Source organism: Streptomyces luteolus (genome assembly GCF_029968015.1).
Taxonomy (GTDB): domain Bacteria; phylum Actinomycetota; class Actinomycetes; order Streptomycetales; family Streptomycetaceae; genus Streptomyces; species Streptomyces luteolus.
Map to the genome: position 1 here is coordinate 1 of NZ_JASCIS010000030.1, position 16,522 is coordinate 16,522.

Here is a 16,522-nt window from a genome sequence, read left to right on the forward strand (position 1 = left end):
AAAAGCCGAGGAATCGTTCGTACCCGCCAAGATCTCTCACTCCCCAAGAGCACTAACTACCGTTAAGTAACCCTGATTTTAGGGCTCCGGCGCGCGTTGGTACACGTGAGCTTCCCGACAGCTTCCGGACAGCGGATCAGCCCCGGCCGCCGCCCCGACTATGCTCGGGCAGCGCATTCCCCCGTCACCCCTCTGGAGCAGCTTCATGGCCCTCAAGATCACCGTGATCGGCACCGGATACCTCGGCGCCACCCACGCAGCGGCCATGGCTGAGCTGGGCTTCGAAGTGCTCGGGCTCGACGTCGTCCCCGAGAAGATCGAACTGCTCTCGCAGGGGCGCGTGCCGATGTACGAGCCGGGCCTGGAGGAACTGCTGTCCAAACACGTCGCGGGCATCGAGGGCTCCAGCGGGCGGCTGCGCTTCACCACCTCCTACGAGGAGCTCGGCGCCTTCGGTGACGTGCACTTCGTCTGCGTGAACACCCCGCAGAAGCACGGCGAGTACGCCTGCGACATGAGCTACGTCGACTCCGCCTTCGCCTCGCTCGCCCCGGTGGCCCGCGAGGGCTCCCTGGTCGTCGGCAAGTCGACGGTCCCGGTGGGCTCGGCGGCCCGCCTCACCGAGGTGCTGCCGGACGGCGTCGAGCTGGCCTGGAACCCGGAGTTCCTGCGCGAGGGCTTCGCCGTGCAGGACACCCTGCACCCGGACCGGATCGTGGTGGGCGTCGAGAGCGAGCGCGCGGAGAAGCTGCTTCGCGAGGTGTACGCGACGCCGATCGCCGAAGGCTCGCCGCTGGTCGTGACGGACTTCCCGACGGCCGAGCTGGTGAAGACCTCCGCCAACTCCTTCCTCGCCACGAAGATCTCCTTCATCAACGCGATGGCCGAGGTCTGCGAGGCCGCGGGCGGTGACGTGGTGAAGCTGGCCGAGGCGATCGGGTACGACGAGCGGATCGGCAAGAAATTCCTGCGCGCCGGCATCGGCTTCGGCGGCGGCTGCCTGCCGAAGGACATCCGCGCGTTCATGGCCCGCGCCGGTGAGCTGGGCGCCGACCAGGCCCTGACGTTCCTGCGCGAGGTCGACTCCATCAACATGCGGCGCCGCGGCCACATGGTCGAGCTGGCCCGCGAGGCGCTCGGCGGTGGCTCCTTCCTCGGCAAGCGGGTCGCGGTCCTCGGCGCGACGTTCAAGCCGGACTCCGACGACGTACGGGACTCCCCCGCGCTCAACGTCGCCGGCCAGATCCATCTGCAGGGCGGCCAGGTCACGGTCTACGACCCGAAGGGCATGGCCAACGCCCGCCAGGTCTTCCCGACGCTCGGGTACGCGGAGTCGGCGCTCGACGCGGTGCGCGGCGCGGACGTCGTCCTGCACCTGACGGAGTGGCGGGAGTTCCGGGAGCTGGACCCTGCGGAGCTGGGTGCGGCGGTCGGCCGGCGTGTCCTGCTCGACGGCCGCAACGCGCTCGACTCGGCTCGCTGGCGCGAGGCGGGGTGGGTGTACCGGGCCATGGGACGCCCGGCGGCCTGACTCTTCCCCTACCCGCCCCTTCCCGTGGATCTTGCCCGGTACGTACGCATCTTCGCCCTGGCCCCGCACACCTGCATCGAGCACCAGCGCCTGCGGCCCGCCGGGCTGCGGTCGTAATACGCCCAGAGGCAGTTCTCGGCCTCGCAGGCCTTGAGGCGGAGCCAGGTGCCGTCCACCGTCGCGCGGGCGATCGCGTGCGCGACGCGGGCGGCGAGCGGCGCCGGGTCGGCGGGCTCCAGGCCGGCCGCGCCCGCCCCGTCCACGGTCACCAACAGCGGTGCATCGGCGAGGAGTTGGGAGAGCGGGCGGGTCGTACGGTGCGGGGCGTGGCCCGCGTGCGCCAGGCACGCGGCGCGCAGCGCCTCGCGCAGCTCCTGCGCGTCACCCAGCTCCCGCGCGCTCACGCCGAACTCCGCGCGGCCCTCCGCGGTGTCCAGGGAGTCGCGCCCGCTCTCCACGTCGAGGGTGTTGACCAGCGCCGCCACGAAGGCCAGCTCGCCGGGGGCGGACGCTTTCTCGTTCATGGTTGCGACGTTACCTCCGTTGCGGGAGCATGAGGTAACCGTTACCAGTTGAGACGGGTAAGCGGTAACCGGGCCCGGTAACCCGGTGTCCCGGTAACCCGCACGTATCGCCTACGGAGGGATCCGATCATGTCCATCGCCAAACTCGGGGCCGTCGTCCTGGACTGTCCCGACCCGCTGGCCCTGGCCGAGTTCTACGCGGCGCTCGTCGGCGGCACGATCAAGCCGATGGAGGAGAACGGCGACACCTGGGTCGACCTGGAGGACCACGGCGGCAGCACCCTCGCCTTCCAGGCCGCGCCCGACTACGTACCGCCGCAGTGGCCCTCGGCGGACGGCGCGCAGCAGTTCCACCTGGACCTGACCGTGGACGACCTGGACGCCGCCGAGAAGCAGGTGCTCGCACTCGGCGCCGAGGTCCTCGACGCGGAGGACCGCTCCCGCAGCTGGCGGGTGTACGCGGACCCGGCGGGGCACCCGTTCTGCTTGTGCGCCTGCTGAGTGCCCCTGAACTTCGCCCTTCGGGCTCAGCCGTCCCCGTCCAAGCGCGCGAGCGTCGCCGTCGACGGTGCGCGGCGGATCTGGGCCGCCTTGGCGGTGAAGTCGGCGTCGCGCAGCACGCGTTGGACGTTGCCCCAGGTCAGCAGGGACACGTCGGCGTCGGGCCAGCCGCGGTCCAGGAGTTCGGCGATCAGCTGGGGGTAGCGGGAGGTGTCGTGCAGGCCGTCCGCCAGGGTGCTCTCGGTGTCGTACATGCCGGAGATGCCGACGCACTCGGGGCCCGCCACGCGGCGGACATGGTCGAGATGGTCCGCCACGTCCCGCAGCGCCGGGCCCGTCTGCTCGGCCGCGCAGGGCACCAGGCACAGGCCGCTGTTGGCCCGCAGGGCGGCGAGCAGGTCGTCGGGGACGTTGTCCGGGTGCGGGTTGAGCGCGTGGGCCGCCGACCGGGAGAAGATCACCGGGGCCCTGGAGACAGCCAGGGTGTGCTTGACCGTGGCGGTCGAGCTGCCGCTGAGGTCGGCGAGGACGCCGAGGCGGTTCATCTCGCGGACCACCTCCTCGCCGAAGCGGGACAGCCCCTGCTCCCCCGCCCAGCGCGTCCCCGTCAGGGTGAGGCTGCGGACGCCGAGCCGCTGGAGGGCGCGCAGCGTGCCGAGGCAGTCGTCGATCGCCGCCGCGGCCGCGGGGCCGAGCAGACAGGCGATCCGCCCGTGCGCGCGGGCGTCGACGGTGTGGGAGGCGGTGTGCGCGAGCCGCAGGCCCTCCGGGTGGTCGCGGACGACGGTCTCGGCGAGGTCGATCAGGGCGAGGGTGGCGCTCACGGCACGGTTGCCCTCGTACTCCTGCGGCAGCCGCAGCGACCAGAACATCGCGCCGACCGCGCCCTCGCGCAGCCGCGGCAGGTCGGTCTGCAGGGCGGTGTCGCCCAACTCCAGGTCGTACCAGGTCAGTCGGGACAGCACCCAGGCCAGTCCGCTGTGGCCGTCGGCGACGGGGTGTTCGGCGAGCAGGGCCCGCGCCCGCTCCTCGGACGCGGGCACGGGCGCGGGCGCGGACGCACCAGGCCTCAGCTCTTCCGACTTCCCCTCCGCCCCTTCCTCGGCGTGGGCGCTCGCGCCGCCGGCGGAAAGGGGGATGTCCTCGTCGTCCTGAAGATCGGCCATGGTGGGGCTCCGGTGGGGTGATGCAGCGATCCGTACGCCAACCGTGGCACGCGCACGCCGAGCGGTCTCGGCGAACGGTGCGTACGAGTGGTGCCGACAGCGAGAGACGCCCCCCTGGCCGCGAGGGTCGCTCAGCCGTCCAGCTGGTCGAGGGTCGCCACGGACGGGCCGCGGCGGGCGCCCACGTCACGGGCCACGTCCTCCGCCGCGCCGAGCACCCGCACCGCGTTCCGCCAGGTCAGCTTGGCGAGATCGGCCCGGGACCAGCCGCGCGAGAGCAGCTCGGCGATCAGGTTCGGGTAGCCGGACACGTCGTCGAGGCCGTCCGGCGTGAACGCCGTGCCGTCGTAGTCGCCGCCGATACCGATGTGGTCGACGCCGGCCACCTCGCGCATGTGGTCCAGATGGTCGGCGACCGTGGCGGCGGTGGCGACGGGGCGCGGGTGGGACGCCTCGAACGCCTCGTGGACCTTCATCGCCTCCGGCGTCGTGTCCAGGTGGTGGAAGCCGTGCGCCCGCATGTTGTCGTCGGCGGCGGCGGTCCAGTCCACCGCCGCCTGCAGCACGAACTTCGGTACGAACGTGGCCATCGCGACGCCGCCGTTCCCGGGCAGCCGCTCCAGGACGTCGTCCGGGATGTTGCGCGGATGGTCGCAGACCGCACGCGAGGACGAGTGCGAGAAGATCACCGGCGCCGTGGAGGTGTCCAGGGCCGCGCGCATCGTGGTGGCCGCGACGTGCGAGAGGTCCACGAGCATGCCGACGCGGTTCATCTCGCGTACTACCTCGTGGCCGAAGGGCGAGAGGCCGCCGACGCCCGGTTCGTCCGTCGCCGAGTCCGCCCAGGCGATGTTGTCGTTGTGGGTGAGCGTCATGTAGCGCACGCCGAGGGTGTGCAGGGCGCGCAGAGTGGCGAGGGAGTTGTTGATGGAGTGGCCGCCCTCGGCACCCATCAGTGAGGCGATCCGGCCCTCGGCGCGTGCCGCCTCCATGTCGGCGGCGGTCAGGGCGCGGCGCAGCTCGGCCGGGTGCCGGTCGAGCAACTGCTGGACGCAGTCGATCTGTTCGAGCGTCGCGCTGACCGCGGCGTCACCGGTCAGGTCGGTGCGTACGTACACCGACCAGAACTGTGCGCCGACGCCGCCGGAGCGGAGGCGGGCCAGGTCGGTGTGCAGGCGGCCGGTCTGGTCGGCTGCGATGTCCAGACGGTCGAGGTCGTAGCGGACCTTCTCGCGCAGCGCCCAGGGGAGGTCGTTGTGACCGTCGGCGACGGGGTACTCGGCGAGGGTTGCTCGCGCTTCTTCCAGGTGATCGGTTGCTGGCATGCGGGCCATTGTCCCCGCACCCTCGGCTCCTGGGGGCCAGCCCCCAGACCCCCGCTCCTCAAACGCCGGAGGGGCTATTCAGGGGCGCGGGGAACTGCGCGACCAGCCACGACGGCGGGAAAGCCGAACGACAGAGCCCGGCTGCTACTGCCCGAAGCCGAACCCCGACCCCGCGCCCTCGACCTTCGCCCGCAGCCGCTTCCCCTTCTCCGTCGCCTGGTCGTTGAGTTCCTGCTGGAACTCCCGCATGCGGGTGAGGAGTTCGGGGTCGTGGGCGGCGAGGATGCGGGCCGCGAGCAGGCCCGCGTTGCGCGCGCCGCCGACCGAGACCGTCGCCACCGGCACGCCCGCCGGCATCTGCACGATGGAGAGCAGCGAGTCCATGCCGTCCAGGTACTTCAACGGGACCGGCACACCGATCACCGGCAGCGGCGTCACCGAGGCGAGCATGCCGGGCAGATGGGCCGCGCCTCCCGCGCCCGCGATGATCGCCTTGAGGCCGCGCTCCGCCGCGTCCTCGCCGTACGCGACCATCTCGCGCGGCATGCGGTGCGCGGAGACGACGTCGACCTCGTACGGGATCTCGAACTCGTCGAGCGCCTTCGCGGCGTTCTCCATGACGGGCCAGTCGGAGTCGGAGCCCATGACGATGCCGACCACAGGGGAGCCGGTGGGGCTGGTGGGGCTGGTGGGGCTGGTCATTCCGTGATCGTTCCTCGCAGGTAGCCGGCCGCGTGACGGGCGCGCTCCAGCACGTCGTCCAGGTCGTCGCCGTAGGTGTTGACGTGGCCCACCTTGCGGCCCGGCTTCACGTCCTTGCCGTACATGTGGATCTTCAGCTGCGGGTCGCGGGCCATGCAGTGCAGGTACGCCTGGTACATGTCCGGGTAGTCGCCGCCGAGGACGTTGGCCATGACCGTCCACTTCGCGCGCGGGCGCGGGTCGCCGAGCGGCAGGTCGAGGACCGCGCGCACATGGTTGGCGAACTGCGAGGTGACCGCGCCGTCCTGGGTCCAGTGGCCGGAGTTGTGCGGGCGCATGGCGAGCTCGTTGACGAGGATCTGCCCGTCGGCGGTCTCGAAGAGCTCCACGGCGAGGTGGCCCACCACGTCCAGCTCCCGCGCGATCCGCAGGGCCAGCTCCTGGGCGCGGCCCGCGAGGTCCTCGGAGAGGCCGGGCGCGGGCGCGATCACCGTGTCGCAGACGCCGTCGACCTGCTGGGACTCCACCACCGGGTACGCCACGGCCTGGCCGTGCGGCGAGCGGACGACGTTCGCCGCCAGCTCGCGTACGAACGCGACCTTCTCCTCGGCGAGGACGGGGACGCCCGCCTTGAACGGATCGGCGGCGTCCGCGGCGGAGCGCACGAACCACACGCCCTTGCCGTCGTACCCGCCGCGCACCGTCTTGAGGATGACGGGGAAGCCCGTGCCCTCCCCGGCGAACGCCACGACGTCGTCGGGGTCCGTCACGATGCGATGGCGCGGACACGGGGCGCCGAGCGCGTCGAGCCTCGCCCGCATCACGCCCTTGTCCTGGGCGTGCACCAGCGCGTCCGGCCCGGGGCGGACGGGGATCCCGTCCGCCTCCAGGGCGCGCAGATGCTCCGTGGGTACGTGCTCGTGATCGAAGGTGATCACGTCGCAGCCACGGGCGAACTCACGCAGGGTGTCCAGGTCGCGATAGTCGCCGATGACGACATCGCTGACGACCTGGGCCGCCGAGTCCTGGGGAGTGTCACTGAGGAGCTTGAACCTGATGCCGAGCGGGATGCCTGCCTCGTGCGTCATGCGCGCGAGCTGCCCACCGCCGACCATGCCGACTACCGGGAACGTCACATCATCCAGGGTAAGGGGCCCTGGGATACGTAGAGACCCACGAGTCCTGCGTCACATCTCACAGCCGAGAGTCCGGTCCCGCCTGCGCTGCGAGGGCTACGCGCGTCACGTCGCCGTTCCACGGCTTCCACAGGCCAGGCACGGGAAGTCCACGCTGGTTAGCATGACGGGGTAAGACGGGGTAATCCGAGAGGCCGACCACCGAACGGACGGGACGAACGATCACCATGAGTGAGCGGGGCGCACTGCGCGTGCAACTGGACCAGCTCATCCGCGAGATCGCCAAGTTCGGCGTGGTGGGCGGGATCGGCACGCTGGTGAACCTCGGTGTGTTCAACCTCCTGCGGCACACGACCGAGATCCCGGTGGTGCGCGCCTCGATCATCGCCACGGTCGTCGCGATCTGCTGCAACTACGTGGGCTTCCGCTACTTCACTTACCGGGACCGCGACAAGAGCGGTCGTACGAAGGAGATGACGCTCTTCCTGCTGTTCTCCGTCATCGGCCTGGTGATCGAGAACGGCGTCCTGTACGCGGCGACGTACGGGTTCGGCTGGGACAGCCAGCTGCAGAGCAACATCTTCAAGTTCCTCGGCATCGGCATCGCGACGCTCTTCCGCTTCTGGTCGTACCGCACCTGGGTGTTCAAGGCGCTGCCCGCGCGCAAGACGGTGGCCGGCGGCGCCGAATCGTTCCTGGAGGCGTCCACCAAGAAGCAGGAGGCGTCCTCCAAGGAGCAGGAGGCGTCCTCCAAGAAGCAGGAGGCCGAGCGGCGCCGCCAGCACGTCACCTGACCGTCGGTTCCGGTTCGGTGCGCGCGGGGTCGTCGTCCGTGGGGCGGGAGCGGGACAGGAACAGGCCGAAGACCGGCGGCTTCTGCTGCAGCATCTCCAGGCGGCCGCCGTCCGCCTCCGCGAGGTCGCGGGCCACGGCCAGGCCGATGCCGGTGGAGTTGCGGCCGCTGATGGTCCGCTCGAAGATCCGCGCACCGAGCTCGGGCGGCACCCCCGGGCCCTCGTCGGTCACCTCGATCACCACCTGGTTGCCGGTGACGCGGGTCCGCAGGGCGACGGTGCCGCCGCCGTGCATCAGGGAGTTCTCGATCAGCGCGGCGAGCACCTGCGCGACCGCGCCGAGCGTGCCCTCCACCATCAGGTGCTGCTTGCCGGAGCGGACCAGGGCCCGGCCGGCGCTGCGGTAGGCGGGCAGCCACTCGGCGATCTGCTGCTTGACGACCTCGTCCAGGTCGAAGGTGACGGCGGAGCCGGTGCGCGGGTCGCGGGAGTTGGTGAGCAGCCGCTCGACCACGTCCGTGAGTCGCTCGACCTGCGCGAGCGCGATCGTCGCCTCCTCCTTGACCGTCTCCGGGTCGTCGGTGAGCGTGATCTCCTCCAGGCGCATGGAGAGCGCGGTCAGCGGGGTGCGCAGCTGGTGCGAGGCGTCCGCGGCGAGCCGGCGTTCGGCGGTGAGCATCCGGGCGATCCGCTCGGCGGAGCCGTCCAGTACGTCCGCGACGCGGTCCAGCTCGGGCACCCCGTACCGCCGGTGCCGTGGGCGCGGGTCGCCGGAGCCGAGGCGTTCGGCGGTCTGGGCGAGGTCGGTGAGCGGGGAGGCGAGCCGGTTGGCCTGGCGCAGCGCGAGGAGCACGGCGGCGATCACGGCGAGCAGCGCGACCAGGCCGATCATCAGGAGCGTGCGGCCGACCTCGCCGGTCACGGTGGAGCGCGGCTCCTCGACGGTGACGGTCTCGCCCTGCTCGCCGGTGGCGGTGGCCTTGATGACGTCGCCCTCGGGCTTGGTGCCGATCTCGATGGGGGCGCGCTCGGGGATCTCGATACGGGCGTACCGCTCGGTGCCGACCTGCTCCGTCAGGACGCCCTCGGTGATCCGGTCGGCGGCCATCAGACGGCTGTCGACGATCGCGACGAGCCGGCTCGCCTCGGACGCGACGCGCTCGCGGGCGCTGGTGGTGATCGTGCGGGTCTCCACGATCACCAGGGAGACCCCGAAGACGGCGATGACGACGAGGACTACGGCGAGGGTGGAGTTGATCAGTCGCCGCCGCATGTTCTCTCCGAGGGGTGCGCTGTCTTACGTTGCCGTCTTGTTGCCCTTGACGTGGGCGCCGTTGATCGCCCTGCGGGCTCGTCCTCAAGCGCCGGACCGGCTGATTTTCGCCCTGCGGGCTCGTCCTCAAACGCCGGACCGGCTGATTTTCGCCCTGCGGGCTCGTCCTCAAGCGCCGGACGGGCTGATTTTGTCCTCAAGCGCCGGACCGGCTGGATTTACCGCCGTACGGGCTGGGGCACGCTGCCATTCTCAGCTCTTCTCGAAGCGGAACCCCACGCCCCGGACCGTTGCGATGTACCTCGGGTTGGCCGCGTCGTCGCCCAGCTTCTTGCGGAGCCAGGAGATGTGCATGTCCAGGGTCTTCGTCGAGGACCACCAGGTCGTGTCCCAGACCTCGCGCATCAGCTGGTCGCGGGTGACGACCCGGCCCGCGTCCCGGACCAGGACCCGCAGGAGGTCGAACTCCTTGGCCGTGAGCTGGAGTTCCTCCTCGCCCATCCAGGCGCGGTGCGATTCGACGTCGATGCGGACGCCGTGCGTGGCGGGGGCCTGGACCGGCTCGGCGGCGCCGCGGCGGAGCAGGGCCCGGACCCGGGCGAGGAGTTCGGCGAGGCGGAAGGGCTTCGTCACGTAGTCGTCGGCGCCGGCGTCCAGGCCGACCACCGTGTCCACCTCGTCCGCCCGGGCGGTGAGGATCAGGATCGGGATCGTGTGCCCCTCGGCGCGCAGCCGCCGGGCCACCTCCAGACCGTCCATGCCGGGCAGCCCCAGGTCGAGCACCACCAGGTCGACTCCGCCGACGCCACCCTGCAGCCCTGCTTCGAGCGCCGTCGGTCCGTCCTCCCGCACCTCCACCTCGTACCCCTCCCGGCGCAGGGCGCGGGCCAGTGGCTCCGAGATGGATGCGTCGTCCTCGGCGAGCAGTACACGGGTCATGGAGTGATGGTAGTCCGCGCCACCTCGCTGACTTGGGCGGATACCGGGGTTCCGGCCGTCCGGTGAGCGGTGGCCCGAATCCGCTGGTCGGACGCGGTTCTTTCGGCGCCAGGGCTCCGTACGAAATACCCTTGCGCTACCTTCGAAACCGTGGCCTGGGTTCCATGGTTCCCTGTGATCCATCTCTCAGGACCTTCCATATACCGCTTTAACATGCCGTAATGGAGTGTCAACGCCCTTGCGAACATTGCGGAACCTCAGGAGTTCGGCATCGCTCGGGGCCTTGTGTGCGCCGACTGGATCGCAGTCCCGTAGCAAGAGTTTGACCAGTGGGCCGGGTCCGCGCGACGCCGTACGGTTCCGGCCGCCCCCCACCCGGGCGCGCGTGCGCTTGCGCGGCGCTTCCCCGAGCGTAGAAGGAACCCCCATGGCGTCCAGCCTGACGAAGGACTCGGCCGGTACCGCACCCGGCAGCGAGAAGACCTTCCTCGGCCACCCCCGCGGCCTGGCCAACCTGTTCATGACCGAGATGTGGGAGCGCTACAGCTTCTACGGCATGCGGGCCCTGCTCGTGCTCTACCTGACGGCCACGGTCGCCGACGGTGGGCTCGGAATGAAGACGGCCACCGCGGTGGCGATCTACTCGGTCTACAACGCTCTGGTCTACCTGCTCGCCCTGCCGGGCGGCTGGCTCGCCGACCGCCTGTGGGGGCCGCGCAAGACCACCGGCATCGGCGCGGCCATCATCATGGTCGGCCACTTCACACTGGCCCTGCCGTGGGAAGGCACGTTCTTCGCCGGGCTCGGCCTGATCGCGCTCGGCTCGGGTCTGCTGAAGTCCAACATCTCCACGATGGTGGGCCACCTCTACCCGGACAAGAACGACCCGCGGCGTGACGCGGGCTTCTCGATCTTCTACATCGCGATCAACATCGGTGCCTTCTTCGCGCCGCTGAGCATCGGCCTGGTCGGCCAGGCGGTCAACTGGCACCTCGGCTTCGCGATGGCCGGTGTCGGCATGGCCCTGGGCCTGGTGTTCTTCCTGCTCGGCTACCGCCACCTGTCGCCCGAGTCGGACGTCGTCACCTCGCCGATGACCGCTGCCGAGCGCCAGTCCCTGGTCAAGAAGGGCCTGATCTGGCTGGCCGTCGCGGTCGTCGCGTACGGCTTCGTCATCGCCGCCGGCTGGTTCACCGTCGACTGGATGCTGTGGCCGCTGACCATCATCGGTCTGCTGCTGCCGATCTGGTACCTGGTCAAGGTCAAGCGCGACAAGGACCTCGACGAGGTCGAGCAGAAGCGGATGTCCGCATACGTCTGGTTCTTCGTCGTCGCCGCCGTGTTCTGGGGCATCTACGACCAGACCGGCTCCACCCTGAGCCTGTTCGCGAAGGAGAACACGACCAACACGCTGCTCGGCTTCGACTTCCCGTCCAGCTGGTTCCAGTCCCTGAACCCGCTGTACGTGATGGCGCTCGCCCCGGTCTTCGCGGCCCTGTGGGTCGCGCTGAACAAGCGCGGCAAGGAGCCGAGCACCATCACGAAGTTCGCCAACGGCGTCTTCCTGATCGGTCTGTCCTTCTTCGTGATGATGCTCGCGCAGGCCGCGGCCTCGGGCGACGCGAAGGTCACCCCGCTGTGGCTGTGCTCGGTCTACCTGATCCAGACCGTCGGTGAGCTCACGCTCTCCCCGGTCGGTCTGTCCCTGACGACCAAGCTGGCCCCGGCCAAGTACGCCTCCCAGATGATGGGTGTGTTCTTCCTGGCCGTGACCGCGGGCGACTCCACCATCGCGCTGCTGCAGCTGCTCGGCGCACCGACCGACACACAGTTCTGGTTCGCCAGCCAGGGCGCCCTCGCCGTCCTGTGCGGTGTCGCGGTGTTCATGCTGCGCAAGCGGGTCAAGGCGCTGATGGGCGGCGTCCACTGACGCCGTCTCGATAACCGTCGTTCGAAAACCGTCGTTCGAACGGAGGGCCGTCGCACCACCCGGTGCGGTGGCCCTCCGCCGTTTCCGGTTAAACCGCGCCCGTCCGAGGGGCACGATCACGCCATGCGCCGTGCCTTGCTCGCCCCCCTCGTGTGCGGGGCGCTGCTGTCCGGAAGTTTCGTCGTCGTCCAGGCGGCCCCCGGCCCCGTGGTGCGGGGCTACTCGTACGGACAGCACGCCCGCCAGACCGTCACGGTGTACGGCACGAAGGGCCCCGCCCTCGTGATCCTGCACGGCGGGTACTGGGCGGAGGACACCGACTGGAGCGAGTGGGCGAGCTGGTTCGCCGAGCGCGGCTTCCGGGTGTACGACACCGACTACCGCCTCAACTCCGACGCGCCCTGGGACGCCCAGCGCGCGGACGCCCTCGCCGCGCTCCGCTGGGTCACCGCCCGCAACGGCGGTGCCCGGCCGCTGCTCCTCGGCTCGTCGGCGGGTGGCCAGATCGCGACGGTCGCCGGTACGTACGGGGCCGGCGCCACCCGCGTGCGCGGCGTCGTCGCGCTGTCCCCGGTGGCCACGCCGTTCCGGGCCTGGGTCGACGGGGCACGCGACGGCGCCGACCGCCATCAGCGCAGGCTGCGCCGGGAGGCCCACAGGCTCGCGGGCTGCGACCCGGAGCGGGAGGGCCGCCTCTGCTGGGCCCGCTGGGCGGACATGGCGGCCCGTACGCACGCCTCTGGCACGGAGGACGCGCCGCTGTTCCTGGTGCACTCGGCCGAGGACTTCGTGCCCGCGGCGCACTCGCACGACCTGGCCGACGCGCAGAGCGTCGCCGGGCGCACCGACACCTGGCTGCGCGTCGTGCCGGGCTCGGCGCACGGCGCGAAGCTCCTGGACGACGGCGGGGTTCGCAGCTCCGTGCTCCGCTGGCTGCGCGAGCACGCCTGACCTTTGCCCGTACCCGTACCCGTACCCGTGCCCGTACGAGAATGAACTCGCGGGCGGGCCAAGGGAGTTGCCGCCCTTGAAGCCCGCCCGCGAGCCGAGCCCAGCCGAGCCGAGCCGGTGGTTCAGCCGGGCCCCGGTGGTTCAGCGCCTGCGGAGCAGGGCCAGTCGGCGTGGCATGAACGTGAAGACAGCGCCGCCGAGCAGGATCACCGTCCCCGCGACCAGGCCGAGCGCGCGCAGCGACCCGTCGTCGCTCGCGCCGGTCTCCGCGAGGCCGCCGCCGGACGAGCCGCCCGCCGCGCCACCCGCCGAACCCGAGCCCGAGCCGGAGCCGCCCGCCGCGCCACCCGGCTGCGCCGAGGTGTCGAGCTCCAGGGAGACCTCCGTCCTGGCCGGGGTGCACGTGGTCGTCGTGCCCAGGGCCTTCACCGTGAGCACGCCGGGCGACAGCGTGGACTTGCCGTCCGCGCCCGGCTTGTACGTCCCCTTCAGGTCCGGGATCTCGATCGGGTCACCGGACTTGATGGGCTCCTTGTTGGTCGGGCCCTCCACATGCACGGTGCCCTTGTCGGCCCCGCCGAGCTTGACCTCCATCGACGGCTTGACCGAGTCCTTCGGGATGTCGGCGGGGCTGTCCATCACGGACTTCTTGAACTTCACGGTGAGATCGAAGTTCTCGCCGCTCTTCGCCGCGTCGATCTGCACGGGCGAGGTGGCTTCCTTGTCGCCGATCGGCGTCTTGCACTTGTACGGGATCTGGACCTCCTTGCCCTTGAAGTCCGCCTGGCCGCCCCCGCCGCCGGTCGAACCGCCGGAGGAGCCCCCGGAGTCCGAGCCTCCGGAGTCCGAGCCGCCCGCGTCGCCGCCGCCCGCCGCGCCGCCCGTGGGCAGCCCGGTCGGCAGGCCGGTGGGCAGTCCGGTCGGCGGTGTGGTCGGCAGGCCTCCCGTCGTACCGCCCGATCCGGAGTCCGCGACCTTGATCGTCGCCGCGGACTTCACGGCCTCTTCGGGGCTGCACTTGGTGTCTGTCGACAGCGGCTTGCTGACGTTGATGTTGTAGGCGTCCGGGGTCAGCGTGATCTCGCCCGGCTTCGTCAGCTTCAGCTTGGCCTTCATGTCGGACAGCACCATCGGGCTGCCCTTCTTGATCGGCGGGTTCTTCCGCTCGCCCGTCATCGCGAGGTCCTCGGTCTGGGCGCCGCCGACCTTGATCGTGCCGGTCGGCAGCACCGTGTTCTCCGCCAGGTCGAGGATGTCGGGGTTCTTCGACGCGGCCTCGGTGGTCTTCCACACCACCTCCACCTCGTCCCCGACCTTCGCCTCGGCCGGTGCCTCGATCTCCACCTTCGTGATGCCGTGCACCGGATCCATGCCGGAGATCGCCGGCGGAATGCACTCGGTCTTGTACGCGGTCGCGGCGGCCTGCGCCGGGCTCGCGGCGAGGACGAGGCCCGTGCCGCTGAGCATGAGCGCGACACCGAGCGCACTCGCTCTCCGTTGAGTGATCACGTGTTTCCCTTCCCTGGTGCCGTCGGTCGGTCCTGTTGCGGTGCGGAGAGCCGGTGCGGTGCTCCTTGTGCTTCTTGTGCTCCTGGTGCTCCTTGTGCTTTTTGTGCTCCCGGTGCTCCCGGAGCTCCCGGAGCGGAGTCCGGGGTGAACCACGGCAGCGTGGCCGTGGTGGTGTTCGTGCTCTCGGCCGTCGCCTGCGCCGCCGTCGCCCGCGGCCGCCGCGCGGTGCGCCTGCCGGAGGACCGCCCGCCGCGCGCCCCGGGCAGCCTCGCTCGCGTCAACTCCCGTACGCGGCGGGCCCGATGGCTGCCGGAGCGGGCGGGCCGCGGCCGTACCCGGTCGACGACAGCCATGCCGATCCGGAAGACCGCCGCGGGCACGACCAGGCAGAGCAGGATCCAGAAGATGGTGACGCCCCAGGGCCGGCCCACGTCCCAGGGCTGCTCGGCGAGCACCTTGCCGCCGTACCGCAGCGAGACCGCGTAGTCCCCGTACGCCCCCGGATTCAGCTGGACCTGCAGCTTGACCTGGGCCTTCTTGCCGGGCGCGAGGGTGCCGCGCCACTGCTGCTCCTCCCACTGCGGGGCGAACACGCCGTGCGCGGTGCCGACCTTGAAGACCGGGTCCTTCACCGGCGCCGAGCCGAGGTTGCCGACTGTGGCCACGAGGGTGCGGCTCGCGGGCGCGCCGAACCAGGTCAGGACGTTCCCGGAGCCTTCGAGCCGGGGGGCGGCGAGGACCGCGAGCTTGCCGCCGGCCGGCTGCTCGGGCACTTTCTTCACGGGGTGCCCGGCGACCGTGAACTCGGCCTGCGCGGCGGCCTTCTCACCGGTCACGGTCGCGACCCGGACCACACAGGGGCAGGCGACGGGCGGCTCGGCGACCGGCAGTTCCTTGCGGAACGAGCCGTCGCCGTCGGTGGTGACGGCCCGGCCGTCGGCGTTGGCGCAGGCGTTGGTCCCGCCGACGGGCTCGGCCTCGCCCTCGGCCTGCCCGCAGATCAGCAGCATCAGGAGCGCCTTGGGCCGCCAGTCCTCGCCGGTGACGGTGATGGATCCGCCCTTGCCCGCCTGTTTCTCGGACAGTTCGACGCTGGGCGCCTCCGCCTCCGCTGCCGCCGCGCTCGCGGGCGGCGCGGCCAGTACGACCGCCACGGCGGCCGCCACCGCGAGGATCAGTGCCCGGATGCTCGTGCTGACCGTCCTGCCGATCACGTCGCCGCTCCCGTCAACTCGCGTTCCGTCTGCTGCTGTTCGGCCCGGCCCGATCCGCGCCCCCGCCACCCGCGCCCCCGCCGCCCGCGCACCCACCGTCCGCCCGCGACGACCGCCACGAGTCCGCCGACCGCGCCCGCGAGCGCGCCCCACGGCACGAACGTGGCCGAGGCCAGGCCCTGGTCCCGGGCGCCGCCCGCCGCCGTCACCGTGAGCCGGACGTCGACCGAGTCGAGGGCCGGGGCGTCGGGCCAGGGTTCGGTGAGCGTGACCCGGCGGCCGGGCAGCAGCTCGACGGGCAGGGCGCGCGGGGCCCGGTCGAGCGCCTTCCCGAACAGCCCGTCGGCGCGCACCGCGAGCTTCGGCGTGAGCACGGTGTTGCCCCGGTTCACCAGGTCGTAGCGGATGCGCCTGCCGTCGTCGGCGAGCCGGACCCGTTCCACGGTGAGCGCGGACAGGGTGGGCCCGCCGACCCGCAGGTGCAGGCGTACGCCCGTACTGCGGCCCGCGCCGCTCGCCAGGATCGCCGCCGGGTGGTCGCCGGGCACCGCACCGTCCGGCACGGTCACCGTGAACGGCACCTCGGCCCGGGTGCGCGGCGGCACGGTGACCTTCCGTTCGGCGAGCCGGATCCAGGCACCGCCGTCCCGTGACGCCCCGTCGGCCTCGATCTCGAAGGACCCGTCGGCCGCGTTGTCGGCGTCGGCCCCGCGCAGTTCGACGGTACGTGCGGAGTCGCCCGGGTTGGTGACCGTCACCGTGTCCTGGAGCACGGCACCGGGCGCGCCCTCCAGGTAGAACGACGACCGCCCGTCCCCCGCGGACCGTGCGGGCGCGAGGGACCAGTCCTCGTCGGCGTACGCGGACGCTCCGGGCAGCGCGAACAGACCGGCGACCAGACAGAGAACGGCGGAGGCTCGGGGGACGACGGGGGGCATCGGCGGCTCCTGGAGGGCGGTACGGGGAAACGAATCAGCCCGTCCGGCGCTTGAGGACGAGGCCGAAGGCCGACAATCAGCCCGTCCGG

Annotated in this window: 15 protein-coding genes; 5 read left to right on the forward strand and 10 right to left on the reverse strand. The window is 71.5% G+C overall.

The annotated features are described in order from the left end of the window. The first annotated feature begins 205 nt into the window (after positions 1–205). Positions 206–1,531 (forward strand): UDP-glucose dehydrogenase family protein, encoded by a 1,326-nt coding sequence (locus tag QIT00_RS25725; protein WP_282537778.1) that lies wholly within the window; start codon positions 206–208, stop codon positions 1,529–1,531. 8 nt (positions 1,532–1,539) lie between these two features. Here the strand turns inward: QIT00_RS25725 and QIT00_RS25730 are convergent, their stop codons facing one another. Continuing rightward, entirely contained in the window at positions 1,540–2,055 is a 516-nt protein-coding gene (locus tag QIT00_RS25730) for a CGNR zinc finger domain-containing protein (protein WP_282537779.1), read from the reverse strand. Between the two features lie 129 nt (positions 2,056–2,184). On the opposite strand from QIT00_RS25730, the gene QIT00_RS25735 reads away from it, so the two are divergent. Next, positions 2,185–2,556: a VOC family protein gene (locus QIT00_RS25735; protein ID WP_282537780.1), complete on the forward strand. Its 372-nt coding sequence runs from the start codon at positions 2,185–2,187 to the stop codon at positions 2,554–2,556. 26 nt (positions 2,557–2,582) lie between these two features. Here QIT00_RS25735 and QIT00_RS25740 read toward each other — a convergent pair whose 3' ends face one another. The 4 genes from QIT00_RS25740 to QIT00_RS25755 all read right to left on the reverse strand — a co-directional run bounded on the left by QIT00_RS25740 (position 2,583) and on the right by QIT00_RS25755 (position 6,885). Further along, positions 2,583–3,722 carry a dipeptidase gene (locus QIT00_RS25740; protein WP_282537781.1) on the reverse strand — a complete coding sequence of 380 codons (1,140 nt, stop codon included), beginning with the start codon at positions 3,720–3,722 and terminating at the stop codon, positions 2,583–2,585. A 131-nt stretch (positions 3,723–3,853) separates the two neighbouring features. Then, a complete protein-coding gene (locus tag QIT00_RS25745) occupies positions 3,854–5,047 on the reverse strand; it encodes a dipeptidase (RefSeq protein ID WP_282537782.1) in 1,194 nt (397 codons plus the stop codon). A 144-nt stretch (positions 5,048–5,191) separates the two neighbouring features. Continuing rightward, positions 5,192–5,749, reverse strand: coding sequence for a 5-(carboxyamino)imidazole ribonucleotide mutase (purE, locus tag QIT00_RS25750; protein WP_282537783.1), 558 nt, complete (start codon positions 5,747–5,749; stop codon positions 5,192–5,194). Then, positions 5,746–6,885 (reverse strand): 5-(carboxyamino)imidazole ribonucleotide synthase, encoded by a 1,140-nt coding sequence (locus tag QIT00_RS25755; protein WP_282537784.1) that lies wholly within the window; start codon positions 6,883–6,885, stop codon positions 5,746–5,748. Before QIT00_RS25755 ends, purE begins: the two co-directional genes overlap by 4 nt. Before the next feature lie 227 nt (positions 6,886–7,112). On the opposite strand from QIT00_RS25755, the gene QIT00_RS25760 reads away from it, so the two are divergent. Beyond that, a complete protein-coding gene (locus QIT00_RS25760) occupies positions 7,113–7,679 on the forward strand; it encodes a GtrA family protein (RefSeq protein ID WP_282537785.1) in 567 nt (188 codons plus the stop codon). Here the strand turns inward: QIT00_RS25760 and QIT00_RS25765 are convergent. Together QIT00_RS25765 and QIT00_RS25770 are read right to left on the reverse strand one after the other, a co-directional pair. Then, a complete protein-coding gene (locus tag QIT00_RS25765) occupies positions 7,672–8,952 on the reverse strand; it encodes an ATP-binding protein (RefSeq protein WP_282537786.1) in 1,281 nt (426 codons plus the stop codon). The two genes, QIT00_RS25760 and QIT00_RS25765, sit on opposite strands and share 8 nt — an antisense overlap. A gap of 252 nt (positions 8,953–9,204) precedes the next feature. Further along, entirely contained in the window at positions 9,205–9,891 is a 687-nt protein-coding gene (locus tag QIT00_RS25770; RefSeq protein ID WP_282537787.1) for a response regulator transcription factor, read from the reverse strand. Between the two features lie 427 nt (positions 9,892–10,318). On the opposite strand from QIT00_RS25770, the gene QIT00_RS25775 reads away from it, so the two are divergent. Both QIT00_RS25775 and QIT00_RS25780 read left to right on the forward strand, forming a co-directional pair. Next, complete coding sequence (locus QIT00_RS25775; RefSeq protein ID WP_282537788.1) at positions 10,319–11,821, forward strand: peptide MFS transporter; 1,503 nt, start codon at positions 10,319–10,321, stop codon at positions 11,819–11,821. Positions 11,822–11,944: 123 nt separating this feature from the next. Then, positions 11,945–12,772: an alpha/beta hydrolase family protein gene (locus QIT00_RS25780; RefSeq protein WP_282537789.1), complete on the forward strand. Its 828-nt coding sequence runs from the start codon at positions 11,945–11,947 to the stop codon at positions 12,770–12,772. A 141-nt stretch (positions 12,773–12,913) separates the two neighbouring features. Here QIT00_RS25780 and QIT00_RS25785 read toward each other — a convergent pair whose 3' ends face one another. Genes QIT00_RS25785 through QIT00_RS25795 form a run of 3 tightly spaced genes read right to left on the reverse strand, consistent with a single transcriptional unit; the run spans position 12,914 to position 16,433 of the window. Next, complete coding sequence (locus tag QIT00_RS25785) at positions 12,914–14,239, reverse strand: hypothetical protein (RefSeq protein ID WP_282537851.1); 1,326 nt, start codon at positions 14,237–14,239, stop codon at positions 12,914–12,916. A 38-nt stretch (positions 14,240–14,277) separates the two neighbouring features. Next, positions 14,278–15,495 (reverse strand): hypothetical protein, encoded by a 1,218-nt coding sequence (locus tag QIT00_RS25790; RefSeq protein ID WP_408909853.1) that lies wholly within the window; start codon positions 15,493–15,495, stop codon positions 14,278–14,280. Beyond that, positions 15,492–16,433 (reverse strand): COG1470 family protein, encoded by a 942-nt coding sequence (locus QIT00_RS25795; RefSeq protein ID WP_282537790.1) that lies wholly within the window; start codon positions 16,431–16,433, stop codon positions 15,492–15,494. The genes QIT00_RS25790 and QIT00_RS25795 overlap by 4 nt, the downstream gene beginning before the upstream one ends. Positions 16,434–16,522: the final 89 nt, after the last annotated feature.

Excerpts from the sequence above, each read along its gene's own strand:
- QIT00_RS25725 (WP_282537778.1), top strand. The coding sequence starts at position 206 with ATGGCCCTCAAGATCACCGTGATCGGCACCGGATACCTCGGCGCCACC.
- QIT00_RS25730 (WP_282537779.1), bottom strand. The coding sequence starts at position 2,055 with ATGAACGAGAAAGCGTCCGCCCCCGGCGAGCTGGCCTTCGTGGCGGCG.
- QIT00_RS25735 (WP_282537780.1), top strand. The coding sequence starts at position 2,185 with ATGTCCATCGCCAAACTCGGGGCCGTCGTCCTGGACTGTCCCGACCCG.
- QIT00_RS25740 (WP_282537781.1), bottom strand. The coding sequence starts at position 3,722 with ATGGCCGATCTTCAGGACGACGAGGACATCCCCCTTTCCGCCGGCGGC.
- QIT00_RS25745 (WP_282537782.1), bottom strand. The coding sequence starts at position 5,047 with ATGCCAGCAACCGATCACCTGGAAGAAGCGCGAGCAACCCTCGCCGAG.
- purE (WP_282537783.1), bottom strand. The coding sequence starts at position 5,749 with ATGACCAGCCCCACCAGCCCCACCAGCCCCACCGGCTCCCCTGTGGTC.
- QIT00_RS25760 (WP_282537785.1), top strand. The coding sequence starts at position 7,113 with ATGAGTGAGCGGGGCGCACTGCGCGTGCAACTGGACCAGCTCATCCGC.
- QIT00_RS25765 (WP_282537786.1), bottom strand. The coding sequence starts at position 8,952 with ATGCGGCGGCGACTGATCAACTCCACCCTCGCCGTAGTCCTCGTCGTC.
- QIT00_RS25770 (WP_282537787.1), bottom strand. The coding sequence starts at position 9,891 with ATGACCCGTGTACTGCTCGCCGAGGACGACGCATCCATCTCGGAGCCA.
- QIT00_RS25775 (WP_282537788.1), top strand. The coding sequence starts at position 10,319 with ATGGCGTCCAGCCTGACGAAGGACTCGGCCGGTACCGCACCCGGCAGC.
- QIT00_RS25780 (WP_282537789.1), top strand. The coding sequence starts at position 11,945 with ATGCGCCGTGCCTTGCTCGCCCCCCTCGTGTGCGGGGCGCTGCTGTCC.
- QIT00_RS25785 (WP_282537851.1), bottom strand. The coding sequence starts at position 14,239 with ATGCTCAGCGGCACGGGCCTCGTCCTCGCCGCGAGCCCGGCGCAGGCC.
- QIT00_RS25795 (WP_282537790.1), bottom strand. The coding sequence starts at position 16,433 with ATGCCCCCCGTCGTCCCCCGAGCCTCCGCCGTTCTCTGTCTGGTCGCC.